Below are 26,784 nucleotides of genomic sequence, written 5' to 3'. Positions count from 1 at the left end.
ATTAGAGGTCCTCCGAGCCCAGCAGCATTTCAGAGAGACCTTTGCCGGCTTTCACCATTGGCCAGACGTTTTCTCCTTGATCCGTAATGAAGTTCATGAAGACCAGCTTGTCCTTCATGGCGAAGGCGTCACGCAGCGCGCCATCCACATCACCCGGTTTTTCAATGCGCATGCCGACGTGGCCATAGGCCTCTGCCAGCTTCTCGAAGTTCGGCAGCGAATCCATGTAGGACTCGGAATAGCGCGAACCGTAATCAATCTGCTGCCACTGACGGACCATGCCGAGGAAGCGGTTGTTCAGCATGATGATCTTGGGCGTCAGGTGGTACTGCTTGCAGGTCGCCAGCTCCTGAATGCACATCTGGATCGAGCCTTCGCCCGTGACGCAGGCCACGGTGGCGCCCGGATTGGCCATCTGCACGCCCATGGCGTACGGCAGGCCCACACCCATGGTGCCCAGGCCGCCGGAATTGACCCAGCGCTTAGGCTTGTCGAAGCCGTAGTACTGCGCGGCCCACATCTGGTGCTGGCCGACGTCGGAGGTGATGAAGGCGTCGCCTTTGGTCACTTCCCACAGGCTTTGCACCACGGCTTGCGGCTTGATGACCAGGTCCGAGCTTGGATATTTCAGGCAGTCGCGGCCGCGCCATTCGGTGATCTGCTTCCACCAGTCCTTGAGTGCCGGCTGGTTGGGCTTGGCATCGCTGGCATCGAGCTGGGCCAGGAACTCGATCAGCACGTCCTTGACGTTGCCGACGATCGGAATGTCGACCTTGACGCGCTTGGAGATCGACGATGGATCGATGTCCACGTGGATGATCTTGCGCGGGTTGGAAGCAAAGTGCTTTGGATTGCCGATCACGCGGTCATCGAAGCGCGCGCCAATCGCGATCAGCACGTCGCAGTTCTGCATCGCCATATTGGCTTCGTAGGTGCCGTGCATGCCCGGCATGCCAACGAATTTCTCGTTGCTGGCCGGGTAGGCGCCCAGGCCCATCAGCGTGTTGGTGACCGGGAAGCCGAGCTTGTCGACCAGCTTGTTCAGTTCCGGCGAGGCATTGGCCAGGATCACGCCGCCGCCCGTGTAAATCATCGGGCGTTCAGCTTGCAGCAGCAGCTGGACTGCCTTGCGGATCTGGCCGGAGTGGCCTTTGTCCACCGGTTTGTACGAGCGCATCTCGACCTCTTTCGGGTACGAGAAGCTGGTTTTGTGCATCGAGATATCCTTCGGAATATCGACCAGCACAGGGCCAGGACGGCCGGTGCGGGCGATGAAGAAGGCTTTCTTGACGGTTTCCGCCAAATCCTTGACGTCTTTGACGAGGAAATTGTGCTTGACCACCGGACGGGTAATCCCGACGGTGTCGCATTCCTGGAACGCATCCTGGCCGATGGCGTGGCTGGGCACCTGGCCCGAGATCACGACCATGGGGATGGAGTCCATGTAGGCGGTAGAGAGGCCGGTCACGGCATTGGTCACACCCGGACCCGACGTCACCAGCGCAACGCCAACCTTGTTCGACGAGCGCGAATAGGCATCGGCAGCGTGGATCGCAGCCTGCTCATGGCGTACCAGAACGTGTTGGAATTTGTCTTGCTTGAAGATGGCGTCGTAGATATACAGTACGGCTCCGCCTGGGTAGCCAAAGACGTGTTCAACGCCTTCTTCTGCCAGACAGCGCACCAGTATTTCTGCGCCTGTGAATTGTGATGATGCTTCGGTATTCATGAAACATTCCTTTCAAGGTCCATAGGAGATTGATTGGATGCTCTGTCCTAACGAAGTATGCCCACCGCTACAGCTCTGCCCTGCTTCCCTTTATTTATGCGGTCGCACTGCCTCTTCCGCCAACCGTAGTGGCGTGCAAAGCGGTGCTAGCGCAAACTCTCGTTTGGCCGGGTTTTCTGTAGTTGGTGTTGCGTACCTCTCACGCTTGTGGCGTGGGCGAGAGCAAACTGCCTACTAAATGAAAGCGCGTCGTGTCGTTTGCGGCGTTGTGTGCCTGCTGCGACCAGACCATAGAGCTTCGGGGTTGTTCAAAGCGTCCCATACGGTACCACCGCATATCGGCTTTGAGCAAGAGCTAATTCGGAAATTGATTGTATTTGACGCAAAACCATGCAAAACCTGACGTTTTTTGCTAGCATGCGCCTCAGTTCAAAACACCCGGCAGCCCCCTTTCCCGACGCATGGCCACAGACAAAGAATTATCCGACTTCCTCGAAAACGTCGAACGCCGGGCCTTCAAGCAAGCCGTCTACGCAGTACGCAAGGACGAATCCGCGCTGGACATTGTCCAGGACGCGATGATCAAGCTTGCCGAAAAATACGGTGACAAGCCGGCAGCCGAGCTGCCGATGCTGTTTCAACGTATCTTACAAACAACTATCCTCGACTACTTCCGGCGCGAGAAAGTCCGCAACTCGTGGGTCAGCCTGTTTTCCGGCATGGCTCCCGCGGGCGACGAGCATGAGGACTTTGATATACTCGAATCGTATGCCGGCGAGGATGGCGGCGGCGAATCGAGTGCCGACCAGGTCGAACGCCAGCAAACGCTGGCCATCATCGATGCCGAGGTACAAAAACTTCCGGCACGTCAACGCGAAGCCTTCCTGATGCGTTATTGGCAGGATATGGACGTCGCCGAAACCGCCGCAGCCATGGGCTGCTCGGAAGGCAGCGTCAAAACGCATTGCTCACGTGCAACACACGCGCTCGCCGAGGCGCTGGCAGCCAAGGGAATTAAATTATGAACACCGACGATCTGAACTTCGCTTACAAGGTGCGCCACGCGCTCAATGACAAGCTGGACGAGCTGCCTGCTTCGACCACAGACCGCCTGGCGCAGGCGCGCAAGATGGCGCTCGCGCGCAAGAAAGCCCACGTGGAAGTGCCGCTTTCCGTGCGTGTTGCTAAAACCGAACTGGCTGCCGCCGGCGGCGGCATCAGCGGTTTCTTCTCGCAATTCAGCTGGCTGGGCCGCGTAAGCATGGTGGTGCCGGCGCTGGCTCTGGTGATCGGCATGGTGGGCATCTACCAGTACGAGCAGCAGGAACGCATCGCCGACCTGGCGGAAATCGATGCGGCCGTGCTGTCGGACGAGCTGCCGCTGAACGCCTACCTGGACCACGGCTTTAACGCTTATCTATCGCAAAGCGAGTAACGGGATGGCATGGAGCGGTCGCGCCAAATGGGGCGCAGGAACAGTAGCGGTGTTAGCGGTAGCAGCAGCGGGCGCGGTCTGGGTCGGCAATCAGCCTGACGCGCCGGAGTTGGTGAAGGCGCCAGTGGCCGCCATCCAGGGCAAGAACGCCGCCAATGCGCCGGAAAAAATCCTGTGGAAAAATCTCTCGCCTGCCCAGCAGCAGGCGCTGGAGCCGCTCGCGGGCGAGTGGGACCAGATGGACGCCGTGCGCAAGCAGAAGTGGCTGGGCATCGCCAACCGCTACGCCAAGATGAAGCCGGACGAGCAGGTGCGCGTACAGGAGCGCATGCGCGAGTGGGTTCGCATGACGCCGGAAGAACGGCGCCAGGTGCGCCAGAATTACGCGCGCGCGCAAAAGCTGAACCCGACGCAGAAATCGACGTCGTGGGAATCCTATCAGCAGCTGACGGACGAACAAAAGAAAGAACTGGCGGCCAAAGCGGCGACCAAGAAGCAGGTCGCCAACCTGCCAACGCCAACGCAAGCCAAGGCGCACACGGTGGCGCCGATCAAGCCTGCCACGCCGAGCGCTTCGCCGGGCGTGGCCACGCCAGTGGTGCCGCCTGTGGTGCCGCCTGTGGTGCCGCCAGCCGACGCGAGCGCTCCGTTGCCCAACGCATCCAATGTGACACCGGTGCCGACCGGCCCGGCGCCAGCCGCCCCCACGCCCCAACCTGCCCCTGCCCCTGCCGATGTCAAATAATCCGACCGTCAAACGCCGTCTGATTTCGATGGTGTACGAATCCCTGCTCGGCTTTGCCGTGCTGTTCCTGCCTTTCCTGATTTTTGAGGTCATCACCCAGGCCAGCCACGCACCGCTGATCGAACACATGCGCCAGGCCCTGGCCTTTATCGTGCTGGGTTTCTACTTCATCCACCAATGGCATCGCGACGGCCAGACGCTGGCCATGAAGACCTGGCGCATGAAGCTGGTCGGCGCCGACGGCGGCCTCGTGTCGCCGCGCGTGGCCGCCGTGCGCTACCTGCTGAGCTGGATGTGGGTACTGCCCGCACTGATCGCCGCGTTGGCACTGGACCTGCATCGCTGGCAGGCCCTGGGCGCCGTCCTGGCCGGTATCCTGCTGTGGTCGCTCACGGCCTTCCTCGACAAAGACCGTCAATTCCTGCACGATAAACTGGCCGGCACCCGCCTGGTCCAGCTGCCGCCGCTGGAAAAGAAAAAGAAGACCGCAGCCGCCGTGTAATTTTCGCAATCTTTCGTGGCAGAATAAGCTTTTCTGCCACTGAGGACCGAAATGAAACCTGCCATCTACGCTGCGCTGCTCGCCCTGGCGGCATCCGCAGCCACTGCCGCCGACATTCCACCCGCCCCCGTCGCGCGCGTGGAGCCCGTCAGCGATACCTACTTCGGCGAAGCCATCGTCGACCGCTACCGCTGGATGGAGAACGACAAAGATCCCGAGTGGCTGCCCTTCCTCAAACAGCAAAACGCCCACACCCGCGCCATCCTCGACACGCTGCCCCGGCGCGATGAACTGCTCAAGCGCATCCAGCAGCTGTCCGGCGACATCGCCGCGCCCGCGCATATGCAGAAGACCGCCGCGCGCCTGTTCTACCAGCAGCGCCCGGCCGGCTCCAACAACTTCAAACTGTTCGTGCGCGAGAACGGCAAGGACCGTGTGCTGGTCGATCCAACCAAGCTCGATACCAAAGACAGCCACATCTCGCTGGACTGGTGGCAAGCCTCGCCGGACGGCAGCAAGCTGGCTTACGGCTTGTCGAAAGACGGCAGCGAAGACTCGGTGCTGCACATCATGGACGTCCGCAGCGGCACCATACTGAAAGAGCGCATCGCCGACACGCAAGGCGCCAGCCCTAGCTGGCTGGCCGACAGCTCAGGCTTCTTCTACAACCAGCTGACCGGCAAGGTCAACACGCCGGAACGCTTCCTCGACTCGCAAGTACGCTTCCACAAAGTCGGCAGCGACGCGGGCAAAGATCCGATCCTGATGAAGCGCGGCCTGGATCCAGCCGTCCAGTACGAAAACATCCAGATGCCGCTGATCTTCGCCTCGTCGCACTCGGCCACCGCGATCCTGATGCTGGCCGACGTACGCCAGGAAAAGCGCATCTACACCGCACCGCTGAAAGACGTCCTGGCCCGCAAGGCCAAATGGCAGCTGGCCGCCGACTTTGCCGATGAAGTCAGCGAGTTCGATCTGACTGGCGACAATCTGTACCTGCTGTCCACGCGCAGCCATCCGCGCGGACGCATCGTGAAGACGTCCGCCAAAGCGCCATCATTTGCCTCCGCCACCGAAGTGGTGCCGGAATCCACGCTGGTATTGCAAAGCATGGCGCGCGCCAGGGAAGGCTTGTACATCCGCTCCATCGATGGCGGCCTGGGACGCCTGCAACGCCTGAACAACGACGGCAAAGTCACCAGCATCGCCCTGCCCTTCGACGGCACGCTGGGCGCCATCGACGCCGATCAGGATGCACCGGGCGCACTGGCAATTCTGTCCGGCTGGTTGCAGCCGACCGGCATCTGGTCCGTCAATGCGGATGGCAAACTGGCCGATACCGGCATCACGCCCAAACCAGCCATCGACGTCAGCGCCTATACCACCGAGCGCCGTTTCGCGACCGCCAAAGACGGCACGCAGATACCGTACAGTGTGATCTACAAAAAAGGCCTGAAGCTGGACGGTAAAAATCCTGCCTTCATCTCCGCTTACGGCAGCTACGGCGCGGCCGCGTATTCGCCCGCCTTTGCTGGGCGCACGCTGGCCTTGGTCGATCAGGGAGCAGTTGTCGGCTACGCCAACGTCCGCGGCGGCGGCGAGTTTGGCCGCGAATGGCATCGTGCAGGACAACTGGAAAACAAGCCGAACACCTGGCGCGACCTGATCGCCGTGTGCGAAGACATGCAGGCCAAGGGCTACACTTCGCCAGCGTATCAGGCGATCGGCGGACGTTCAGCGGGTGGCATCACCATGGGCCGCGCGCTGGAAGAACGTCCAGACCTTTTTGCGGCCGTGGTGTCCGGCGTGGGCTGGCACAACCCACTGCGCTACGTGGCGGAGCAAAACGGCTATGGTGAAGAACCTGAATGGGGTGCGATTGCCGATGCTGCCGGCTTCAAGGCATTGAAGAGCATCGACAGCTACCAGCAGGTGGTGGATGGCGCCAGGTATCCTGCGATCCTGCTGACCACTGGCGTCACCGATCCGCGCGTCGCGCCGTTCCATCCGGCGAAGATGGCAGCGCGCCTGCAAACCGCGACCGCCAGCGGCAAGCCGGTGCTGTTGCGTGTGGATTTTGACGCCGGCCACGGCATGGGCTCGACGCGTGCGCAACAGGATGCGGAGGCGGCAGATACTTACGCCTTCATCCTGTCGCAGACTGTGGGCGCCGCCGCGCGGTAATCAGAACCTTTCGTATTCCTGCAGGTAGCGCCACTCACCTGCCGGCAGGCTGGCCATGGAGATGCGTCCGATGCGGATGCGCTTCATGGCCACGACCTTCAGGCCGACTTCCTTGCACAGCTTTTCGATGGTGCCGAGCTTGAGGCCTTTGACGGCCCAGCGCATGCGCGTCTCGTTCTGCCAGCTCACTTTGCCGTTGATCTGGTTCAGCTGCTGCAAACCGCCCTCGATGATGGTGCCTGCAACTTCAACGATGATCTCCTGCTCCACCATGTCGTCGCTGAATTTGCGGTTGACGCGGAAGTCTTGCGTGAACACGGTCAGGCCGCTGGCCTTGGCGTCCAGCGGCAGGTGTTCGGTCAGGTTCGCCACATGGCGCTTGAGGAAGCGTTGGCCCGGCGCGGTGCGGGTCAACGTATCGGCACGCAGCAGGTGCTGCGGCTGCGCGGCGTCCGCCGGTTTATGCAGCAGCAGTGTGACGGGCACGATCTCCAGCAGCGTCGCGTCTTCGGCAACGGTGACTTCCTGCTCGGGCCTGACGCGCGCGCCCGGTTCTTCGACGACGACGCCATCAATGCTGACGAAACCGCCTTCGATATAAATTTCCGCTTCGCGGCGTGAGCATGGGCGGTCTTCCGCCACACGTTTGGAGAGGCGTACGCTGTTATCCAAAGAAGTCTCCAAATACGGTGATGGCGCGCTCGATGTCTTCGCGCCTGGTGTCCATGTGAGTGACGATGCGCAAACGCGGCGACATCGACACACGGATGCGCGTCAGCTCAAGTACATCGTTGAGGCCCTTGCAGACAAACGACGGCACATCGACGTAGAAAATATTGGTCTGCGGCGTGCTGACCTTGATGTTCTTCATCTTCGCCAGTTCGGCAGCGAAGTAGGTGGCGTTGTCATGGTCTTCGGCCAGGCGCTGGATGTTGTGTTCCAGCGCGTACAGGCCGCCGGCCGCCAGGATGCCGGCCTGGCGCATGCCGCCGCCCAGCATCTTGCGCCAGCGCCTGGCTTCCTTGATGAACGGACGGCTGCCCAGCAGCACCGAACCGACCGGCGCGCCCAGACCTTTGGACAGGCACACCGAGACGGAGTCGAAGCCTTGGGCGATGCCGCGCGGGCTCACACCCAGCTTGACCGCTGCATTGCACACGCGCGCGCCGTCGAGGTGCGTGGACAGGCCTTTACCATGCGCCAGCGCGGTCGCCTGCTGCACGTATTCCATCGGCAGCACGCGGCCGTTGATGGTGTTTTCCAGCGCCAGCAGTTTGGTGCGCGCAAAATGGAAATCGTCCGGCTTGATGTAAGACTCGATGTCGGCCAGCGCGATGCTGCCGTCAGGCTGATTGATGATGGGCTGCGGCTGGATGCTGCCCAGCACCGCAGCGCCGCCGCCTTCGTAGCGGTAGGTATGCGCTTCCTGGCCAACCAGGTATTCGTCGCCACGGCCGCAGTGGGCCAGCAGCGCCAGCAGATTGCTCTGCGTGCCGGATGGCGCAAACAGCGCATCTTCAAAACCGAACAAATCGGCAGCATATTCCTGCAGGCGATTGACGGTCGGGTCGTCGCCGTAGACGTCATCACCAACCGGCGCAACGTTCATGGCCGCGCGCATCGCGGCACCTGGTTGGGTCACAGTGTCGCTGCGCAGATCCAGCCATTGCTCCATTACGCTGCCTCTTCGGTAAAGAACCGGTTGCCCATTTCCTGAAGACCGACAGTCTCCAGCACTTCTTTCAGGCGTTCCGCCGGGCGCTTGCGCGGCAGGTTTTTGTAGGTCGCGATGATGAGTTCATTCTTCATCGAGTGCTCCCAACCCACCAGCTCCGTCACGGTAACGCTGTAGCCGTGCGCCTCCAGTTGCAGGCAGCGCAGCACGTTGGTGATCTGGCTGCCGAATTCACGGGTGTGAATCGGGTGGCGCCAGATTTCGGTCAGCGCGGATTTGCCCAGCGACTGGCCCTTGTTCTTCTTGAGGACCGAAGCCACTTCGGCCTGGCAGCACGGCACCAGAACGATGTGCCTGGCCTTCTTCTTCAACGCAAACTGGATGGCGTCATCGGTCGCCGTATTGCAGGCGTGGAGCGCGGTGATGACGTCGATCTGTTCCGGCAGCAGCTTGGACTCGGTGGACTCGGCCACCGACAGCGGCAGGAACGACATGCCGGGGAAGTTGAATTGTTTGGCCAGTTCCTGCGAACGCGCCACCAGCTCTTCGCGCGTCTCGATGCCGTAGATGTGCGAGCCGCGATGTGCGTCTCCCTGCAGCGCCTTGAAGAACAGGTCGTAGATGATGAAGCCCAGGTAGGACTTGCCCGCACCGTGGTCGACCAGCGACACGCTGTCCTTCTCGGCCAGCACTTCCTTGAGCAGCGGCTCGATGAACTGGTACAGGTGATAGACCTGCTTCAGCTTGCGGCGGCTGTCCTGGTTCATCTTGCCATCACGCGTGAGGATGTGCAGTTCCTGCAGCAGCGCCACGGTCTGGCCTTCACGGATTTCCGGCATGTTGTCGGCGCTGGTGACGGTGGCGCCGATCTTTGCCACGGTGTTCTTAGGCTGCTTCATCGATCCACGCCTGCTGAACTGCTTCGAGGACCTTTTCACCACCGCGCGATGTGTCATCATCAAACTCGTCGAGCGCGATGATTTTGTTGTGCAGATCGGTGAAGCGGATGGCGGCCGGATCGACGTCCGGATACTTGTCGTACAGCGCTTCCGCAATCGCGGTGATGTCAGTCCACTTCATATCAGTGCCCGCCTTCGCTTGCGTGATTGATGGTGTACTTCGGAATTTCAACTACCAGGTCTTCGTCCGCCACCACGGCCTGGCACGACAGGCGCGACACGGCCTCCAGGCCCCAGGCCTTGTCCAGCAGGTCTTCTTCGGTTTCGCTGGCTTCGTTGAGCGAGTCGAAGCCTTCACGCACCAGCACGTGGCAGGTGGTGCATGCGCAGGACTTCTCGCAGGCGTGCTCGATGTGGATGTCATTTTCCAGCATGACGTCGCACAGGGTTTTGCCGGCTGGGGCTTCAACAACCGCGCCATCTGGGCACAGTTTTGCGTGGGGCAGGAATACGATTTGTGGCATGAGAACTCTTTTCTAAATATCAGACTACTTGATCCAGCGCTTTGCCGGCCAGCGCGCTGCGCACGCTACGGTCCATGCGGCGCGATGCAAATTCTTCGGTACCGTGGGCCAGCGCCTCAACCGCCGCCTTCACCGCCTGGTGATCCGCCGCACCGGTCAGCGACTGGGCGACGATCTCGCGGGTACGCGCCATCAGCACATCGACCGCCACGCGCTCATCATCGGACAGCAGCGCGCCATCTTCATCCAGCGCCGATTGCGTCGCCAGCAGGATGCGCTCCGCCTCGACCTGTTCTTCCCGCAGCGCACGCGCCTTCATGTCGCCTTCGGCCGATGCGTGCGAATCCTGCAGCATGCGCGCGACGTCATCGTCACCCAGGCCATACGAAGGCTTGACGGTGATCGACGCTTCCACGCCCGAGCGCAGTTCACGTGCCGACACCGACAGCAGGCCGTCCGCGTCCACCTGATACGTGATGCGGATACGCGCAGCGCCAGCCGCCATCGACGGGATACCGCGCAGTTCAAAGCGCGCCAGCGAGCGGCAATCCGCCACCAGTTCACGCTCGCCCTGCAGCACATGCACCGCCAGCGCGGTCTGGCCATCCTTGAACGTGGTGAATTCCTGCGCGCGCGCGCAAGGAATCGTCGAGTTGCGTGGGATGATCTTCTCAACCAGGCCGCCCATGGTTTCAATACCCAGCGACAATGGAATCACATCCAGTAACAGCCAGTCATCGCCCGCCGCGCGGTTGCCGGCCAGCAGATTCGCCTGCACGGCGGCGCCCAGCGCTACCACCTTGTCCGGGTCGATATTCGCGTGCGGCGTGGTGTGGAAATGCTCGCTGACCGCGCGGTGCACATGCGGCATGCGCGTCGCACCGCCGACCATGACCACGCCATCGACATCGTCCGCATCGACATTGGCGTCGCGCAGCGCTTTCTTGATGGCTTTCATGGTCTTTTCGATCAGGTGTTTGGTGATCTCCTGGAACTTCTCGGCGGTGATGGTCAGGTGTACCTGCTCGCCCGACTTCAGTGCGGCATCGACCGTCACTTCGGCCTTGGTGGACAGCAGTTCCTTGGCTTCACGCGCTTTCACCATCAGCAGCGCGGTGTCTTCGTCCGACAGCGGCGCCAGCTTTTCTTCCTGGTGAATGTAGCAGAACAGGCGATGGTCGAAGTCGTCGCCGCCCAGCGCGGAATCGCCGCCGGTGGCCAGCACTTCAAACACGCCCTTGCTCAATTTCAGAATCGAGATATCGAAGGTGCCGCCGCCCAGATCGTAGACCGCATAGACGCCTTCCGAACCGTTATCCAGGCCGTAGGCGATCGCGGCGGCCGTCGGCTCGCTCAGCAGGCGCAGCACGTTCAGGCCGGCCAGTTGCGCTGCATCCTTGGTCGCCTGGCGCTGCGCGTCATCGAAGTAAGCTGGCACGGTGATGACCGCGCCCACCAGATCGTCGCCCAGCGAGTCTTCCGCGCGCTGACGCAGCGTGGCCAGAATCTGCGCCGACACTTCCACCGGGCTCTTGACGCCAGCAACGGTTTTCAGCTGCACCATGCCCGGAGCATCAACAAACTGGTACGGCAGGTTCTCTGCGTAAGCGATATCCGCCAGGCCACGGCCCATGAAGCGTTTCACCGACACGATGGTGTTCTTGGGGTCAGTGGTCTGCGCCGCCTGCGCCTTGTAGCCGATGTTGGCATGGCCGTTCGGCAGATAGCGCACCACGGACGGCAGCAGCGCGCGGCCGTCTTCATCGTTGAGCACTTCTGGAATGCTGTTGCGCACAGTCGCCACCAGCGAGTTGGTGGTGCCCAGGTCGATCCCGACCGCCAGCCGGTGCTGGTGCGGTGCAGTGGACATGCCTGGTTCGGAAATTTGCAGAAGTGCCATGAGACGGGACCTGTATTTTTTGTAGTACTTGAAGCGGCGCCAGACAGGCGCCAGCGCATCAAGCTTCGATTGCTTCAAAGGCGAAGCGGACTTCTTCGCCGAATTTTTCGAGGAACATCAGCGCGCGCACGCCTTGGGCGGCGGCGGCAAAATCACCTGCGTTGATCTGCTGTTCGATCTGCGCCAGCTGCTGCTTGCGCGCTGCGCGCAGCTGATCGTCCAGCGACTCCAGCGCATCGCTGTCCTTGGCGGCGCGGGCATCGCCCAGCTCTTCACGCCACTCCATCTGCTGCATCAGGAACGCCATCGGCATCGCCGTATTCGACTCGGTCTGCAAATCAACGCCATGCAGCTCGCACATGTACTGCGCGCGCTTCTGCGGATTTTTCAGGGTCTGATAGGCTTCGTTGGCGCGGGTGGCCCACTGCATCGCCACGCGCTTTTCAGCGTCGGTGGCGTTGACGAACTTGTCGGGATGGACGCGGCTTTGGACGTCGCGGTAGGCGCTGTTCAGCGCATCCGCGTCGACGGCAAACTGCTGTGGCAGATTGAAGAGTTCAAAGTGATTCTGCATGACGTGTCAGACGCGGAAGCTTTCACCGCAACCGCAAGCGTCTTTCTCGTTCGGGTTGTTGAACTTGAAGCCTTCGTTCAGGCCTTCACGTGCGAAGTCCAGCTCCGTGCCGTCGATGTACGGCAGGCTTTTCGGATCGACGAACACTTTCACGCCGTGCGATTCGAAGATGCTGTCTTCGGCCGTCACTTCGTCCACGTATTCCAGCTTGTAGGCCATGCCCGAGCAGCCGGTGGTACGCACGCCAAAGCGCAAACCGATGCCCTTGCCGCGGCGCTCGATGTAGCGGTTGATGTGTTTCGCTGCTTTTTCGGTCAGGGTGATTGCCATTTGATTCTCCCGCGCCCCAGCGTTGACTGGGGCGACGTGTCGTAATTACGCTGCTACGGTTGCGTGCTTGTTCTGGTAGTCCAGCACCGCTGCCTTGATGGCGTCTTCCGCCAGGATCGAGCAGTGGATCTTCACTGGCGGCAGCGCCAGCTCTTCGGCGATCTGGGTGTTCTTGATGGCCAGTGCCTGATCCAGGGTTTTGCCCTTGACCCATTCCGTCACCAGCGAGCTGGAAGCGATGGCCGAACCGCAGCCATAGGTCTTGAACTTGGCGTCTTCGATCACGCCATCGGCGCCCACTTTGATTTGCAGCTTCATTACGTCGCCGCAAGCAGGCGCGCCCACCATGCCGGTGCCTACGCTGTCGTCGCCTTTTTCGAAGGCGCCAACGTTACGTGGGTTTTCGTAGTGGTCCAGTACTTGTTCCGAGTAAGCCATTTTGATGCTCCTGTATCTGTAAAATTAGTGGGCTGCCCATTGGATCGAGCTGATGTCGATACCTTCTTTGAACATATCCCACAGCGGCGACAGTTCACGCAGTTTGTGTACCTTGGACTTCATCAGTTCAATCGCGAAGTCGATATCGGCTTCAGTAGTGAAGCGGCCGATGGTGAAACGGATCGAGCTGTGCGCCAGTTCGTCGCTACGGCCCAGCGCGCGCAATACATAAGATGGTTCCAGCGAGGCCGAAGTACAAGCGGAACCCGACGATACGGCCAGGTCTTTCACCGCCATGATCAGCGACTCGCCCTCGACGTAGTTGAAGCTGACGTTGAGGTTGTGCGGCACGCGGTGTTCCATGTCGCCGTTGATGTAGGTTTCTTCGATCTCTTGCAGGCCTTTGGCCAGACGGTCGCGCAGCGCCTTGATGCGGGCGATTTCGCTGTCCATTTCCACTTTCGCCAGGCGGAAGGCTTCGCCCATGCCGACGATCTGGTGGGTTGGCAGCGTGCCGGAACGCAGGCCGCGCTCATGGCCGCCACCATGCATCTGGGCTTCGATACGCACGCGCGGTTTGCGGCATACGTACAGCGCGCCCACGCCTTTCGGGCCATAGGTTTTGTGCGCGGTGAAGGTCATCAGGTCAACCTTGGTCTTTTGCAGGTCGATCACCACCTTGCCGGTCGCTTGCGCGGCGTCGCAGTGGAAGATGATGCCTTTCGAACGGCAGAATTCGCCGATTTCCGCGATCGGCTGGATCACGCCGATCTCGTTGTTGACGTACATGACCGAGATCAGGATGGTGTCCGGGCGCACGGCGGCAGCGATCTGCTCGACGGTGACCAGGCCATTGTCCTGCGGCTCCAGGTAGGTCGCTTCAAAACCCTGGCGCTCCAGTTCACGCACCGTGTCCAGTACCGCTTTGTGCTCGGTCTTGACGGTGATGATGTGCTTGCCCTTGGTCTTGTAGAACTGCGCCGCGCCCTTGATGGCCAGGTTGTTCGATTCGGTCGCGCCCGAGGTCCAGATGATTTCGCGCGGGTCGGCATTGACCAGCGCCGCAACGTTGGCGCGCGCCTCTTCCACCGCCTTTTCCGCGGTCCAGCCGTACATATGGCTGCGCGAAGCCGGATTGCCGAACTGCTCGCGCAGGTACGGAATCATCGCATCGGCAACGCGTGGATCGATCGGCGTGGTGGCCGAATAGTCCATATAGATCGGGAAATGCGGCGCGGTCTGGAACTTCACGTCAGCGATGTTTTTTTCTGGGGCGTTCATCTGGTTACTCCGTTAGGGCTTACAGCGGGGCGTGGTTGCCGTTGAGATGCATTACAACCACGTTCTGCTCAGCATTCTTTTGCTTTTGTTGATCGACCAGATCCTGCAGCGAAACGGAATCCAGATAATCAACCATCTTTTCATTCAGCGTGGCCCACAGTTCGTGGGTCATGCAGCGCGCGCCACTGGCCGCGTCGGCGCCATGGCAATTCTCCTTGCCGCCGCACTGGGTCGCATCAAGCGGCTCATCCACGGCAATGATGATGTCGGCGACCGTGACCTTGTCGGCGCGTCGCGCCAGACTGTAGCCACCGCCCGGACCGCGGATCGATTCAACGATCTCGTGGCGGCGCAGCTTGCCGAACAGCTGCTCCAGGTAAGACAGCGAAATCGCCTGACGCTGGCTGATGCCGGACAGCGTCACTGGACCTTTGCCTTGGCGCAAAGCCAGATCGATCATCGCAGTCACAGCAAAACGGCCTTTGGTGGTCAGACGCATCACTACCTCGGTTGGGTTAAAATATCGCCCTTGTTGCTAATCGTAAAGCCCGATTAGTTGAACGATTTAGTCAAGTATACCAAACTTTAATAAAGCTTGCTGGCGCCCCCTCGCTTAGCCCCCGCTCAGCCCTTCAGCAGCTGCATCGGCTGGAACAGCTGGTGCATGTCCCTGTTGCCGATGAAACTCAGGTTGTACGGATGTTCCGCAACGATTTGCGGGAAATCTTTCATTACAGGCAACTTACTCAGCAATTCAGCGATTTTTCCCCACAGCACCATGGTGGGCACGGTCTGCGCCTGTGTGGCCAGTCCCTGCATCACCGTTTCAAAGAACGGCAGCCAGGCTTTGGCGTCCTTGGCCGGGGCCACATGGCTGCGGAACACCAGCGAAGCGTTGAGCAGCAGAAAACCCTGCTGCGTCAGCTTGTGCTGCATGTCGGCCAGGGTCTGGATGTGCGTGCCGGCGCCGCTGCGGGCGCGGGCCGACACCGCTGCCATGGCTTCGCCAGCCGTATTTTCCAGCTGCAATTGACCATCAGCCACCAGCAGCATCTTCATGAAGTTGCGCAGCGAGGTGGCCTTGTTGACCGGCTTAGACAGTCCACCGCCGGCCTCATCCGACCACAGGCGGCCAACTGCCCCATCCATGAAACAGACGCCCGTGGCACTCTCTGCTCGGGGATATGGCCCCTCGCCCACCAGTACATACTTCACTTGCTGCATCGGCAGGGCGAACGCGGCAAACAACCGCTGTTCGGTCGGCAGGTACTGATCCTGCGCCAGTTGCGGCAGGTAATCCGGCGTGGCCGCCATCATGGCTTCCAGCCCCTCGATCAGCAGCGGGCGCCAGGAAATATCGGCGCGCTCGAGCGCCGCCAGAATGGTGGTCGGGATCGTCATCAGGGAAAAATGCTTTCGGGGAAAGGTGAGATTGTAACGCGCCCGGCCCCGCAGCGGCACTTTCTGATGGGAAAGTGATAATATAATTTTCAAATAAATGTCTAACTGTGGGGAATAAATGGGTCGTACGCGCTGGATCACCGTGGCTGTGCTGATGTGCTTGTCGAATGGCGCTGGCGCCCAGGCGCCGATGCCCGCGCTTGATGAAGCACTCGACGCGCCGACCCGCGCCCATGTGGTCAACGAATATGCGCGCCGCCTGACCGCCCAGCACGTCGATCCAGGCCGCGCCAAGGCCGTCGCCGACAACCTGCGCCAGCGCCTGAACAACGGCGAATACAATGACCAGACCACGGCGCGCCTGCTGGCCGCCCGCGTCAGCCGCGACGTCGCGGCCATGCATGCGGACCGCCAGACCTACCTTGAATATGTGCCTTACGACCTGGGCGACGAGCGCCAGCGTCCGCCGCCGCCTGTGCAGTCGGCCGACAACTTCGGCCTGCGCAAATTCGAAACGCTGGGCGACAACATCGGCTACCTGCACATCAGCCGCTTCGCCCCGGTGGACCGGGTCTCCGCCAATGCCGCCGCCCGCTTCATGTCGCAGGCTGGCGACTGCGCCGCCCTCATCATCGACCTGCGCGATGCCGGTGGCGACAGCGAGGCGATGGCTGCCCTGCTGTCCAGCTATCTGCTGGTCGACCGGCGCAGCTACATTTTCAAGGACAAGCAGATCCACCTGCACGACCAGGTCGACCGCGAAGGCAAGGTCATGGCCGAGTACTGGACCACGGCCGACGCTCCCGGCAGGCACTTCGGCGGCTACAAGCCGCTCTACCTGCTCGTCAACGAACGCACCAGCAGCGCCGCCGAAGCCTTCGCCTACGATTTGCAGCAGTACTACCAGCGGGCCGTCATCGTGGGGGTGCCAACCATGGGCGACGCCCGCGTCGCCGCGAAGCAGCGCGTGTCACGCCAGCTGCAAACGGTGATCGCCGCCACCCAGGCCGTCAACCTGAGCACCCGTGGCAACTGGGAAGGCACGGGCGTCCAGCCGAACCGCGTGGTGGCAGCCGCCGACGCGCTGAACGCCGCCATCGCCATGGCCCAGGCCAGCCTCAAACCGAAAAGATAAGCTGTACCCGGACACCAACAGATTACGCGAAAAAGCGTGCTAGACTTGCCTTAGTGCAAATTTCGCCAACCGCTGTTTTTTGCTGTTCATGGTGCCGACCATGCTGCTCAGGGATGACAGATTCGCCGCCTCCGCGCTGCGCCAGTTATGGCGCGGCCTGCTGCTGTGCGCGGCGCTCGTGCTGATGCAGGCAGCGGCACAGGCGTCCGAACGCAAGGTGCTGGTGCTGTATTCGCTGGGATCGGACGCGTCCTCCGCCTGGCAAAGCCTGCTGCGCAAAGGGATGACCGCCGAACTGTCGCAGCACAGCCCCGCCTCGATCCCCGCCATTTTCGAAGAACGCTTCGACGCCGTGCGCGTGGGCGATGAACAGGCGCTGTCCAGCATGGCGCCCTATCTGCGCGCCAAATACGCGGGCATCAAGTTCGACGCCATCATCGCCGAAAATTATGTGGCCGGGCGCTTCCTCAACGAGCACCCCGACCTGTTCCCTGGCGTGCCCCGCCACTACATCAACCATGGCCGCATCGGCTGGAAGCCCAGGGATGGCATCGGCTACCAGGTGCAGGCGGATTTCACGCGTACCATCGGCATCATTCCGCAAGTGGCGCCGCAAGTGAAGCGTGTCATCGTCATCGGCGACAGCACCGAGCGCACGCAGGAATCGGTACGCGCGGTGCGCGATGCCGCCAGCGCCCATCAGCACAAGCTGGCGTTTGAATACTGGGACAACCTCACCTACGCCGAGATGTTCCACCAGGCGGCGCGGCTGCCGTCCGACAGCGCCATCTTCCTGATGCCGATATACCACGACCGCACGGGCGAGCGGCGCCGCCCCGTGGACATTGCGCGCCAGCTGGTCGCCACCACGCAGGCGCCCATCTTCACCAACTGGGAGGCCATTGTCGTCCCCGGCGTGGTGGGCGGCTATGTGGTCAGCGGCGAACGTATCGGCCACGCCATTGCCGACATCCTGATGCAGCACCAGCCGGACATCGCCGGCATTCCCGGCTACCTGTTTGACTACGGCGCCGTCCAGCGCTTCCACCTGCAAAACATCCCGCCGACCGCGCAATACCTGTATCGCCCGCAAAGCGTGCTGGAACAGTACTGGTGGCAGATCCTGACAGGACTCACGCTGATTGTGCTGCAAGGACTGCTGATCTCCGCGCTGGTGTTCTCGCTGCGCAGCCGCCGCCAGACGCTGCGCGCACTCAACGAAGAGCGCGACCAGCTGGAGGCCCGCGTTGCGCAGCGCACGCTGGAACTCATGGCGGCCAACACCAAGCTGGAACAGCAGGCCACCACCGATCCGTTGACCGGCATCGGCAACCGCCGCCGCATGACGGAGCAGATCAACAAGGAACTGGAGCGCAGCCGGCGCTTCAAACATCCGCTGTCGCTGCTGATGGTGGATATCGACCACTTCAAAAACGTCAACGACATCTACGGCCATGAGGCGGGCGACCGCGCCATCGTTGCGATCTCGCACGCGCTGGCCAGCGGTATGCGCAGCATCGACATGGCGTCGCGTTTTGGTGGCGAGGAGTTTGTGCTGCTGATGCCGGAAACGGAAATCGATGTCGCCGGCGCTGCGGCCGAACGCCTGCGCAGCGATATTGCGGCACTGCGCATCGCCGGCGACAACAGCGAGGAAATCCGCCTGACCATCAGCATCGGCGTGGCCTCGTCCGATCCCAGCGGCACCATGGACAGCGCCTCATCGCTGCTCTCGCGAGCGGACAAGGCGCTGTACCAGGCCAAGCACGAAGGCCGTGACCGCGTCGTCAGTTGCTGATTATTCGGCGTCCGGCTGCTGCGATGGGTGGGCTTGCTGGAATGCCGGCAGTTCTGCACATGCGGCGTGAATACGCATGACGGTCGGATACGGCGACATATCGACACCAAAACGCTGCGCGCCAAACACTTGCGGCACCAGGCAGCAATCCGCCAGGGTCGGCGTGTCGCCGTGGCTGAAACGGCCGGTGCGCGCATCGTTGGCCAGCAAGGCTTCCAGTGCGGCCATGCCAGTGCGCAGCCAGTGCTGCTGCCAGCCCAGCTTGACCTCCTCCGTCACGCCCAGTTGCCCGGTCAGGTATTTCAGCACGCGCAGATTGCCCAGCGGGTGGGTATCCGCCGCCACCGTCAACGCCAGCGCGCGCACGCGGGCGCGGCCCAGGGCGTCGGATGGCAGCAACGGCGTCGCCGCATGCGTCTCTTCCAGATACTCGATGATGGCCAGCGACTGGCCAATCACGTTGCCGTCGTCTTCCAGCGCCGGCACCAGCATGGCTGGATTGACCGCGCGGTAAGCGTCGCTGAGCTGCTCGCCACCGTTACGCAGCAGATGCACCGGCGCCGCATCGTAAGCCAACCCTTTCAGGTTGAGCGCGATACGCACGCGGTAAGCGGCCGAGCTGCGGAAGTAGGTGTACAGCTTCATCAGCCACGCTCCTTGTAGTGCGTGATGGTCTGATCGATCACGCCGAAGATGCTGGCGCCCTGGGCATCCTGCATCTCGATGCGCACGGTGTCGCCAAACTTCAGGAACGGGGTTTGCGGCTTGCCGGTTTCGATGGTTTCGTACATCCGCACCTCGGCCAGGCAGCAGTAGCCCACGCCGCCATTGGCGATGCTGGAACCGTGCAGGTTGCCCTGCTTGTTCGATACGGTGCCCGAGCCGATGATGGCGCCGGCGCCCAGTTCGCGCGTGGAGGCGGCATGCGCCACCAGCTGTGCGAAGTTGAAGGTCATGTCCTCACCCGCATTCGGCTTGCCGAAAGGCTGGCTGTTCAGATGTACCAGCAGCGGCAGGTGCAGCTTGTTGTCGGCCCAGTCGGCGCCCAGTTCATCCGGCGTCACCGCCACTGGCGAGAATGCGCTGGCCGGCTTGGACTGGAAGAAGCCGAAGCCTTTCGCCAGTTCGTTCGGAATCAGGTTGCGCAGCGAGACGTCGTTGACCAGCATGACCAGGCGGATCGCCTTGGCCGCGTCTTCCGGTGTCGCGCCCATCCGCACGTCGCCCGTGATAACGGCGACTTCCGCTTCCAGGTCCACGCCCCACTCTTCCGACAGCACGTAGACCGGATCACGCGGGCCGACGAAGCTGTCCGAACCGCCCTGGTACATCAGCGGATCGGTGTAGAACGATGCCGGCACTTCGGCATTGCGCGCCTTGCGCACCAGTTCCACGTGGTTGATGTAGGCCGAACCGTCCGCCCACTGATAGGCGCGCGGCAGCGGCGAGTGGCAGTACTGCTGGTCGAAAGGCTGGGCATCAACCGCATCGCCCGCGTTCAGCGCGGCATACACCTGCTCCAGGCGCGGCGCCACCAGGTCCCAGTTGTCCAATGCGTGCTGCAGGGTGGCCGAGATTTTCGGCACGTGCTGGTAGCGCGACAGGTCGCGGCTGACCACCACCAGGCGGCCGTCGCGGCTGCCGTCTTTCAGGGTCGCGAGCTTCATGCGTGCTCTCCTTCCGGTGCATGCATCCATGCAGCGTGGCTCGGCGCTTTCCTGGTCTGCGACCATTCTTCCAGCATTTCCCATTTCACGTCGTCCAGCTTCTTCATCATTTCCGGCGTGCCGATATTGCAGGCCAGCTCCAGGCGATGGCCGTTCGGGTCGAAGAAGTAGATCGACTTGAAGATGGTGTGGTTGACCGGGCCGATGACATCAATGCCCGCCGCCACCAGGCGTTCTTTGGCGGCCAGCAGTTCTTCCATGCTGCCGACTTCCATCGCCAGGTGCTGCACCCAGGCCGGGGTGTTCTGGTCACGGCCCATATCCGGCTGGGTAGGCAGTTCGAAGAAGGCCAGGACGTTGCCGTTGCCGGCGTCCAGGAACACGTGCATATACGGGTCCGGCGCTTTGGTGGATGGCACTTCGTTTTCGGCGATGGCCAGGACGAAGTCCATATTGAGGTGTTTGACATACCACTCGACGGTTTCTTTCGCGTCTTTGCAGCGGTAGGCGACGTGGTGAATTTGCTTGATTTTCATGGGAGGTCTCCAACGTGATGCCAGCATTAGACGCTGGATTCAGATATCATACAAATCGTATTTTTCTCTTCATTTATCATTTTTTCCAATGAATCCTAGCCTGAAGCAGATGCGCGCGCTGGTGGCGCTGGCCAAGACCGGCAGCTTTACGCTGGCGGCCGACCATTTGAACGTGACGCAATCCGCGCTCAGCGGCCAGATCAAGGAACTGGAACAGCTACTGGGCATACGTGTGGTCGAGCGTACCACGCGCAAGACCCAGTTATCCGAACTCGGGCGGGAACTGTATCCCCTGTTCGACAAGATGCTGCACGACCTCGACCGCGCCATGGCCGACATCGCCAGCCGCAAGGCGCTCAAGCAGGGTTCGGTGCGCGTGGCGGCGCCGCAGATGCTGTCCTGCACGATGGTGCCGGAAGTGATCGCCGGCTACCGTACCCAGCACAAGGAAGTGCAGGTGCGCCTGACCGACTGCCCGCTGGAGCAGGTCACTGCACGCGTGTTCAGTGGCGAGGTGGACTTTGGCATCGGCCCCGAGCGCGATGCGACGGCGGAAATTGAATCCCAGCCTTTGTTCGAGATGCCGTTTGTGGTGGTCTATCCGCCCGACCACCCGCTGGCCAGGCGCAAGCGCATCACCTGGGGCGACGTCAACCAGTTCCCGTTTATTTCGCTACAAGGCCAGTTCACCGAGCGCCTGCTGCGTGATGTGCACGTCTCTTTCCGCGAATTGTCGCTGAGTCCGTATAACGAAGTCACGTTCATGACCACCGCATTGGCCATGGTGCATGCCGGCCAGGGCATTACGGTGTGCCTGCCGTATGCCGAGAAAATGGTCGAGCTGTACGGCCTGAAAATGCGTCCGCTGGAAGCGCCAGCGTTGACGCGGCGTTTCTTCATCTACACGCGCAGCGCCCGTGCGCTCTCCCCGGCGGCAGAGAGTCTTGTGGCATATTTGCACCAGTTTATTGCCTCGCACGAATGGAATCGTTCGGCATCCTAGTCCGCATAATCAACAGCCTTACTTTTTATTTCAATTTGGAAAAGATTGTTGCCATTAATCCATTGTGGAAGCGGTTTCTGATTGTGTATGCTTTATTTATGAACATTTTGCACATCGACTCCTGCGCCCTAGGCGACAATTCCGTTTCCCGCCAGGTTACTTCGGCAACCGTGGCGGCTTTAACCGAAGCAAACGCACAAGCGACCGTGCTCTACCGCGATCTGGCAGCCTCGCCGCTGTCCCACGCGAGCGGTCCGTTGTTGCAGGTCATCAGTCAGCGCTGGGATGCCGACATCCCGATGAACGCCGAACTGCGCGCGGAAGCCCTGCAAAGCGCCTCGCTGGTACAAGAGTTTCAGGACGCGGACGTGGTGGTGCTGGGCGCGCCACTGCACAACTTCTCCGTGCCATCCACGCTCAAGGCCTGGATGGACCGCTTGCTGGAGCTGCAAACCACCAGCAGCAAGCCACGCGATGACTTGCACTTGCTGCTGGTGACCTCGGGCTGCGGCGTCATGGGCCTGGAGTCCGTTGATGAGCTCATGAACAACCACGAAAACCAGCTCAAAGCCGCCTTCCAGTTCCTGGGCGTCAGCCGGGTAAACGTGGTGCGCGGCCTGGCTGACGTGCCGCAGGCGCTCCGCTTGCGTAGCGCGGCCTGATGATAGCGCTATCGCTGTCTTATAATGGATGCCATGACAGCGAATACCATCGCCATCAATCAAATGATGGACAAGTTTGACGGCCGCCACAGCGTCTGGCTGTTTGGCTACGGCTCCTTGATCTACAAGGCGGACTTCCCCTACCTGCAACGCCGCCCCGCCAGCATCGCCGGCTGGACGCGGCGTTTCTGGCAAGGCTCGCACGACCACCGTGGCACGCCGGAAGCGCCGGGGCGCGTGGTGACCTTAATCGAAGAAGCCGACGCCATTTGCCACGGCATGGCCTACCTCATCACGCCAGAAGTGTTTGCCCATCTGGACCACCGCGAAAAGAATGGCTACCTGCGGCTGGCAATGCCCATCACGTTTGAAGACCGCGACGAAGTGGAGGGCCTGGTGTACATCGCCACGCCAGACAACACTGCCTTCCTCGGCGCGGCCTCCGAACAGGACATCGCGGCCCACATCGCCCGCTCCGTCGGCCCCAGCGGCCCGAACAGCGACTATCTCAACCATCTCGCGACAGCATTACGCGAACTGGGCCGGCACGATCAGCATGTGTTTGAGATTGAGCGCCACCTCGCCGCGCTGCAGTCAAAATAAATCCATTTGTCCGGCATCCGCCGCCGCTTTGGCGCGCGCGCCCAACGGCGGCACCACGAGCGGGCGGGTGAACTGGGACGCATCCATGCGGTGAAAGCGGCTGCCCTGCCCCGTCAGCCCCAGCCGCTCGCTGGCAATCTTGAAGCGCTGGCGTATCAGCTCGGCCCACACGCCCTCGCCTTTCATGCGTGAGCTGAAATCACTGTCGTAATCTTTGCCGCCGCGCATTTCGCGCACGCGGTTCATCACGCGCTGCGCCCGCTCCGGGAAGTGCGCTTGCAGCCACTCCTTGAACAGCGGCGCGACTTCCCACGGCAAACGCAGCACGGTGTAGTGAGCACTGACCGCGCCCGCTTCCTTCACCGCCTCCAGTATCCGTTCGATGTCCGGCTCGGTAATGAAGGGGATGATGGGGGCGATGCTGACCGCCACCGGAATGCCCGCATCCGTCAGCGTGCGGATGGTGCGCAGGCGGCGTGCCGGCGCCGCAGCGCGTGGCTCCAGTGTGCGCGAGATGGCCGGGTCGAGCGTGGTCAAGGTGATGGCCACACCGGCCTGCTGCCTGGCTGCCATGGGCGCAAGGATGTCGATATCACGCTCGATCAGCGAGGACTTGGTAATCAGGCCGACCGGATGCTGGCATTCCTGCAGCACTTCCAGCACGCGGCGCGTCAGCTTGAGTTCGCGCTCGCAAGGCTGGTAAGCATCCGTGTTGACACCCAATGCAATCGACAAGGGTTCATAGCCGGGCTTGGCCAGCTCGCGCCGCAATACCTCGGGCGCGTTGACCTTGGCGAAGATCTTGCTCTCGAACTCCATGCCTGGCGACAGCCCCAGATAGCTGTGGGTCGGCCGGGCAAAGCAATAAATGCAGCCATGCTCGCAGCCCCGATAGGGATTGAGCGAAACGCTGAACGGCAGATCCGGCGAGGCATTCCGGCTCAGGATGGATTTACAGATTTCTTCCGTGACCTGTGTTTTAATCGGCCGGGTTTCGTCCTCTTCCCGCTCCCAGCCGTCATCGTAGGCCTCGCGTGCGTTGACTTCGTACCGACCCTGTATATTCGATACCGCGCCACGCCCCTTCTGCGCCTTGAGCGAAGGCGGCGGTAGCATCACGTGTTCCTGATTGTTTTCATCGTAAGACATGGCGGAAATCAAAATACTGTATATATATCCAGTATTCTAGGCTTTACCCACCGCCATTTCAAGCGAAATATCCGCCTGCGTCCTTGGGGAGCGCTTGGTCAAGCTGGTATCATGCCGGGCTTCGCCATATCGCGCGCCCAGCGCAGCGTTCGGCAACCTCACAGTGAGTAAAAACATGAACCAATCGAGCCAACCTTTGCCGTCTTTCTTTAGCCGGATTTCTATTGCCATCGGCGCCTTCTTCCGCGCCCTGTCCGACGCTGAATACGCTGCCCGCCTGACGCGCATCGACGACACGCCTGAGCCTGCCGCCGCACCGGTGGCCGCACCGGCACCGGCGCCGGCGCCGGCCCCAGCACCTGCGCCTGCGCCCGTCACGCTGCGCGTCGCCACGCCAGACGCCGCCCTGCAACTGCTGTCGCTGTTCCAGCGCGAAGCGCGCCTGATCGACTTCACCCAGGAAAACCTGAGCGCCTATTCCGACGCCGACATCGGCGCCGCAGCGCGCGTGGTGCACGAAGGCTGCGCCAAAGTTCTGAAAGAACACTTCACCATCCAGCCAGTCCGCAGCGAAGCGGAAGGGAGCCGCATCGAACTGCCGGAAGGCTTTGACGCTGCCTCCGTACGCCTGACCGGCAATGTGGTCGGCAAAGCCCCGTTCCGCGGCACGCTGAGCCATCGCGGCTGGCGTTCGGCCGACGTGCGCCTGCCTAAACTGGCGGAGGCACACGACGCCGCCATCCTGGCGCCAGCGGAGGTGGAACTGTGAGCACTCCACGTTACGCCATCGGCATTGACTTGGGCACCACGCACAGCGCGCTGTCGTATGTCGACCTGCAGGCCAGCGATGGCGAGAAAACCAAGCACGGCGTGCTGCCGATTCCACAGCTGACCGCACCAGGCACGATTGAAGACCTGCCGCTGCTGCCTTCCTTCCTGTACCTGCCGCATGCGGAAGAACTGGCGCCCGGCGAGAACAACCTGCCATGGCAGCAAAGCGCCGAAGAGCAAACCGGCGTCGCCGGCGAAATGGCGCGCAGCCGTGGCGCCACCACGCCGATCCGCCTGGTCTCCAGCGCCAAGAGCTGGCTGAGCCACCCTGGCGTGGACCGCCGCTCCGCGCTGCTGCCCAACGATGCGCCGGAAGAAGTCATACGCGTATCGCCGCTGGAAGCTTCGACGCGCTACCTGGCGCACCTGCGCAAGGCGTGGGAACAGGCACATCCTGACGCGCCGTTCGGCGAACAGGCAGTGACCGTGACCATTCCTGCCTCCTTCGATCCGGGCGCGCGCGAACTGACCGCAGAAGCAGCACGAGCCGCCGGCTACACCAGCCTCACGCTGCTGGAAGAACCGCAGGCAGCGCTGTATAGCTGGATCCAGGGCAGCGAAGGCCGCTGGCGCAAGGAAGTCAAACCCGGCGACATCATCCTGGTAGTCGACGTTGGCGGCGGCACCAGCGACTTCTCGCTGATCGCCGTGCTGGAACGCGACGGCGTGCTGGAACCGCACCGCATCGCCGTGGGCGACCACATCCTGCTTGGCGGCGACAATATGGACCTGGCGCTGGCCCACCTGGTGGCCCGCAAGCTGGCCGCCAACGGCACGCAGCTGGATGCGTGGCAGATGCGCGCACTGACCTACGGCTGCCGCACCGCCAAGGAAAAACTGCTGGCCGATGCCACTGTCGCCACCTGGCCTATCGTGGTGCCGAGCCGCAGCTCCAAGCTGATTGGCGGTTCGATCCGCACCGAGCTGACGCGCGAAGAAGTATCGACCTTCATCCTCGACGGCTTCTTCCCGCAGGTGGAAGCCTCGGCGCGTCCGGCCGTGCGTACCCGCGCAGGCCTGACGCAGCTTGGCCTGCCATACGCGCAGGATGCTGGCGTCACGCGCCATCTGGCCGCCTTCCTGGCACGCCAGGTTGGCGCGACGGCGGAACTGGAAGGCTACGCCGGCAAGCAAAGCGCTGACGCCACCTTCCTGCATCCAACCGCAGTGCTGTTCAACGGCGGCGTGTTCAAGTCGGACCTGCTGGCGCAGCGCATCATGGGCACCATCAACGACTGGCTGTACATGGAAGGCGCGGAGCCGGCACGCATGCTGGGCGGCGCGGACCTGGACCTGGCCGTGGCACGCGGTGCGGCCTACTACAGCTACGTGCGCCGTGGTACCGGCGTGCGTATCCGTGGTGGTACGGCGCGCTCGTACTACGTGGCGATCGAGTCGGCCATGCCGGCGATTCCCGGCATGGAGCCGCCGATTCAGGCGCTGTGCGTGGCGCCGTTCGGCATGGAAGAAGGCAGCGAGATCGAATTGCCGAACCAGGAATTTGGCCTGGTGGTGGGCGAGCCGGTACAGTTCCGCTTCTTCGGTTCGTCGGTGCGCCGTCAGGATCAGATCGGCGACCTGCTGGACTTCTGGGGGCCGGATGAGCTGATCGAGATGAACGAGATTCAGGCCAACCTGTCGCCGGAAGGCCGTCAGGCTGGCGATGTAGTACAAGTGCGTCTGCACGCACTGGCCACGGAATCCGGCACGCTCGAACTGGCTGCTGTCGCCAACGATGGCCAGCGCTGGAACGTGGAGTTCGACGTCCGTACCAGCGCCTGAG

The 26,784-nt window shown here is 61.9% G+C and carries 29 protein-coding genes; 12 read left to right on the top strand and 17 right to left on the bottom strand.

Annotation, left to right across the window (positions count from 1 at the left end):
• Position 1: 1 nt before the first annotated feature.
• Positions 2-1,729: an acetolactate synthase 3 catalytic subunit gene (locus GTP58_RS02410; protein WP_072780709.1), complete on the bottom strand. Its 1,728-nt coding sequence runs from the start codon at positions 1,727-1,729 to the stop codon at positions 2-4.
• Positions 1,730-2,190: 461 nt separating this feature from the next.
• On the opposite strand from GTP58_RS02410, the gene GTP58_RS02405 reads away from it, so the two are divergent.
• From GTP58_RS02405 to GTP58_RS02385, 5 genes are read left to right on the top strand one after another with little or no spacing between them, the layout of a single operon-like run.
• Positions 2,191-2,754: an RNA polymerase sigma factor gene (locus GTP58_RS02405; protein ID WP_072780710.1), complete on the top strand. Its 564-nt coding sequence runs from the start codon at positions 2,191-2,193 to the stop codon at positions 2,752-2,754.
• A complete protein-coding gene (locus GTP58_RS02400; RefSeq protein WP_072780712.1) occupies positions 2,751-3,164 on the top strand; it encodes a DUF3619 family protein in 414 nt (137 codons plus the stop codon). Before GTP58_RS02405 ends, GTP58_RS02400 begins: the two co-directional genes overlap by 4 nt.
• Positions 3,165-3,213: 49 nt before the next feature.
• Positions 3,214-3,909, top strand: coding sequence for a DUF3106 domain-containing protein (locus tag GTP58_RS02395; RefSeq protein WP_373924682.1), 696 nt, complete (start codon positions 3,214-3,216; stop codon positions 3,907-3,909).
• Positions 3,899-4,411 (top strand): RDD family protein, encoded by a 513-nt coding sequence (locus tag GTP58_RS02390; RefSeq protein WP_161076121.1) that lies wholly within the window; start codon positions 3,899-3,901, stop codon positions 4,409-4,411. The genes GTP58_RS02395 and GTP58_RS02390 overlap by 11 nt, the downstream gene beginning before the upstream one ends.
• Positions 4,412-4,462: 51 nt before the next feature.
• Positions 4,463-6,595 (top strand): prolyl oligopeptidase family serine peptidase, encoded by a 2,133-nt coding sequence (locus tag GTP58_RS02385; protein WP_161076120.1) that lies wholly within the window; start codon positions 4,463-4,465, stop codon positions 6,593-6,595.
• Here GTP58_RS02385 and GTP58_RS02380 read toward each other — a convergent pair whose 3' ends face one another.
• From GTP58_RS02380 to GTP58_RS02325, 12 genes are all read right to left on the bottom strand, one after another.
• Complete coding sequence (locus GTP58_RS02380; protein WP_161076119.1) at positions 6,596-7,267, bottom strand: RNA pseudouridine synthase; 672 nt, start codon at positions 7,265-7,267, stop codon at positions 6,596-6,598.
• A complete protein-coding gene (gene ltaE, locus GTP58_RS02375) occupies positions 7,260-8,270 on the bottom strand; it encodes a low-specificity L-threonine aldolase (RefSeq protein WP_161076118.1) in 1,011 nt (336 codons plus the stop codon). Before ltaE ends, GTP58_RS02380 begins: the two co-directional genes overlap by 8 nt.
• On the bottom strand, positions 8,270-9,169 hold the full coding sequence (locus tag GTP58_RS02370; RefSeq protein ID WP_161076117.1) for an SAM-dependent methyltransferase: 900 nt from the start codon (positions 9,167-9,169) through the stop codon (positions 8,270-8,272). Before GTP58_RS02370 ends, ltaE begins: the two co-directional genes overlap by 1 nt.
• Positions 9,156-9,350: a Fe-S cluster assembly protein IscX gene (gene iscX / locus GTP58_RS02365; protein WP_161076116.1), complete on the bottom strand. Its 195-nt coding sequence runs from the start codon at positions 9,348-9,350 to the stop codon at positions 9,156-9,158. The genes GTP58_RS02370 and iscX overlap by 14 nt, the downstream gene beginning before the upstream one ends.
• Before the next feature lies 1 nt (position 9,351).
• Positions 9,352-9,693: an ISC system 2Fe-2S type ferredoxin gene (gene fdx, locus GTP58_RS02360; protein ID WP_072780724.1), complete on the bottom strand. Its 342-nt coding sequence runs from the start codon at positions 9,691-9,693 to the stop codon at positions 9,352-9,354.
• A gap of 19 nt (positions 9,694-9,712) precedes the next feature.
• On the bottom strand, positions 9,713-11,593 hold the full coding sequence (gene hscA, locus GTP58_RS02355; RefSeq protein WP_161076115.1) for a Fe-S protein assembly chaperone HscA: 1,881 nt from the start codon (positions 11,591-11,593) through the stop codon (positions 9,713-9,715).
• Between the two features lie 58 nt (positions 11,594-11,651).
• The gene (gene hscB, locus GTP58_RS02350) at positions 11,652-12,167 is read right to left on the bottom strand and encodes a Fe-S protein assembly co-chaperone HscB (protein ID WP_161076114.1); all 516 of its coding nucleotides are present in this window, start codon (positions 12,165-12,167) and stop codon (positions 11,652-11,654) included.
• Positions 12,168-12,173: 6 nt separating this feature from the next.
• The gene (gene iscA, locus GTP58_RS02345; protein WP_072780728.1) at positions 12,174-12,497 is read right to left on the bottom strand and encodes an iron-sulfur cluster assembly protein IscA; all 324 of its coding nucleotides are present in this window, start codon (positions 12,495-12,497) and stop codon (positions 12,174-12,176) included.
• Positions 12,498-12,542: 45 nt separating this feature from the next.
• Positions 12,543-12,935 (bottom strand): Fe-S cluster assembly scaffold IscU, encoded by a 393-nt coding sequence (gene iscU, locus GTP58_RS02340; protein ID WP_072780731.1) that lies wholly within the window; start codon positions 12,933-12,935, stop codon positions 12,543-12,545.
• A 24-nt stretch (positions 12,936-12,959) separates the two neighbouring features.
• Entirely contained in the window at positions 12,960-14,216 is a 1,257-nt protein-coding gene (locus tag GTP58_RS02335) for an IscS subfamily cysteine desulfurase (protein ID WP_072780733.1), read from the bottom strand.
• 19 nt (positions 14,217-14,235) lie between these two features.
• The gene (gene iscR / locus GTP58_RS02330) at positions 14,236-14,715 is read right to left on the bottom strand and encodes a Fe-S cluster assembly transcriptional regulator IscR (RefSeq protein WP_072780734.1); all 480 of its coding nucleotides are present in this window, start codon (positions 14,713-14,715) and stop codon (positions 14,236-14,238) included.
• Between the two features lie 125 nt (positions 14,716-14,840).
• Positions 14,841-15,617 carry a uracil-DNA glycosylase gene (locus tag GTP58_RS02325; protein WP_161076113.1) on the bottom strand — a complete coding sequence of 259 codons (777 nt, stop codon included), beginning with the start codon at positions 15,615-15,617 and terminating at the stop codon, positions 14,841-14,843.
• A gap of 118 nt (positions 15,618-15,735) precedes the next feature.
• Here GTP58_RS02325 and GTP58_RS02320 point away from each other — a divergent pair, with 118 nt between their 5' ends.
• Positions 15,736-16,752, top strand: coding sequence for a S41 family peptidase (locus GTP58_RS02320; protein WP_161076112.1), 1,017 nt, complete (start codon positions 15,736-15,738; stop codon positions 16,750-16,752).
• A 100-nt stretch (positions 16,753-16,852) separates the two neighbouring features.
• Positions 16,853-18,550 carry a GGDEF domain-containing protein gene (locus tag GTP58_RS02315; RefSeq protein ID WP_161076111.1) on the top strand — a complete coding sequence of 566 codons (1,698 nt, stop codon included), beginning with the start codon at positions 16,853-16,855 and terminating at the stop codon, positions 18,548-18,550.
• On the opposite strand, the gene maiA is transcribed toward GTP58_RS02315, so the two are convergent.
• From maiA to GTP58_RS02300, 3 genes are read right to left on the bottom strand one after another with little or no spacing between them, the layout of a single operon-like run.
• Positions 18,551-19,195 carry a maleylacetoacetate isomerase gene (maiA, locus tag GTP58_RS02310; protein ID WP_161076110.1) on the bottom strand — a complete coding sequence of 215 codons (645 nt, stop codon included), beginning with the start codon at positions 19,193-19,195 and terminating at the stop codon, positions 18,551-18,553.
• Positions 19,195-20,217: a fumarylacetoacetate hydrolase family protein gene (locus tag GTP58_RS02305; RefSeq protein WP_161076109.1), complete on the bottom strand. Its 1,023-nt coding sequence runs from the start codon at positions 20,215-20,217 to the stop codon at positions 19,195-19,197. The genes maiA and GTP58_RS02305 overlap by 1 nt, the downstream gene beginning before the upstream one ends.
• Entirely contained in the window at positions 20,214-20,753 is a 540-nt protein-coding gene (locus GTP58_RS02300) for a VOC family protein (protein WP_161076108.1), read from the bottom strand. The genes GTP58_RS02305 and GTP58_RS02300 overlap by 4 nt, the downstream gene beginning before the upstream one ends.
• Positions 20,754-20,841: 88 nt before the next feature.
• Here GTP58_RS02300 and GTP58_RS02295 point away from each other — a divergent pair, with 88 nt between their 5' ends.
• From GTP58_RS02295 to GTP58_RS02285, 3 genes are all read left to right on the top strand, one after another.
• Positions 20,842-21,756 carry a LysR family transcriptional regulator gene (locus tag GTP58_RS02295; RefSeq protein WP_072780744.1) on the top strand — a complete coding sequence of 305 codons (915 nt, stop codon included), beginning with the start codon at positions 20,842-20,844 and terminating at the stop codon, positions 21,754-21,756.
• A gap of 98 nt (positions 21,757-21,854) precedes the next feature.
• Positions 21,855-22,418, top strand: a complete 564-nt coding sequence (locus tag GTP58_RS02290; RefSeq protein ID WP_161076107.1) for an FMN-dependent NADH-azoreductase — start codon at positions 21,855-21,857, stop codon at positions 22,416-22,418.
• 33 nt (positions 22,419-22,451) lie between these two features.
• On the top strand, positions 22,452-23,021 hold the full coding sequence (locus tag GTP58_RS02285; RefSeq protein ID WP_161076106.1) for a gamma-glutamylcyclotransferase: 570 nt from the start codon (positions 22,452-22,454) through the stop codon (positions 23,019-23,021).
• On the opposite strand, the gene GTP58_RS02280 is transcribed toward GTP58_RS02285, so the two are convergent.
• Positions 23,013-24,170: a PA0069 family radical SAM protein gene (locus GTP58_RS02280; RefSeq protein WP_072780748.1), complete on the bottom strand. Its 1,158-nt coding sequence runs from the start codon at positions 24,168-24,170 to the stop codon at positions 23,013-23,015. The two genes, GTP58_RS02285 and GTP58_RS02280, sit on opposite strands and share 9 nt — an antisense overlap.
• 175 nt (positions 24,171-24,345) lie before the next feature.
• Between GTP58_RS02280 and GTP58_RS02275 the strand changes: the two genes are divergently transcribed.
• Positions 24,346-24,939: a DUF2760 domain-containing protein gene (locus GTP58_RS02275; RefSeq protein ID WP_161076105.1), complete on the top strand. Its 594-nt coding sequence runs from the start codon at positions 24,346-24,348 to the stop codon at positions 24,937-24,939.
• Positions 24,936-26,783 (top strand): Hsp70 family protein, encoded by a 1,848-nt coding sequence (locus GTP58_RS02270; RefSeq protein WP_161076104.1) that lies wholly within the window; start codon positions 24,936-24,938, stop codon positions 26,781-26,783. Before GTP58_RS02275 ends, GTP58_RS02270 begins: the two co-directional genes overlap by 4 nt.
• Position 26,784: the final 1 nt, after the last annotated feature.

It is taken from the genome of Duganella sp. CY15W (assembly GCF_009857555.1).
Lineage (GTDB): Bacteria > Pseudomonadota > Gammaproteobacteria > Burkholderiales > Burkholderiaceae_D > Rugamonas > Rugamonas sacchari.
The sequence above is the reverse complement of the archived record's forward strand: the minus strand, read 5'-3'. Positions and strand labels throughout refer to the sequence as shown.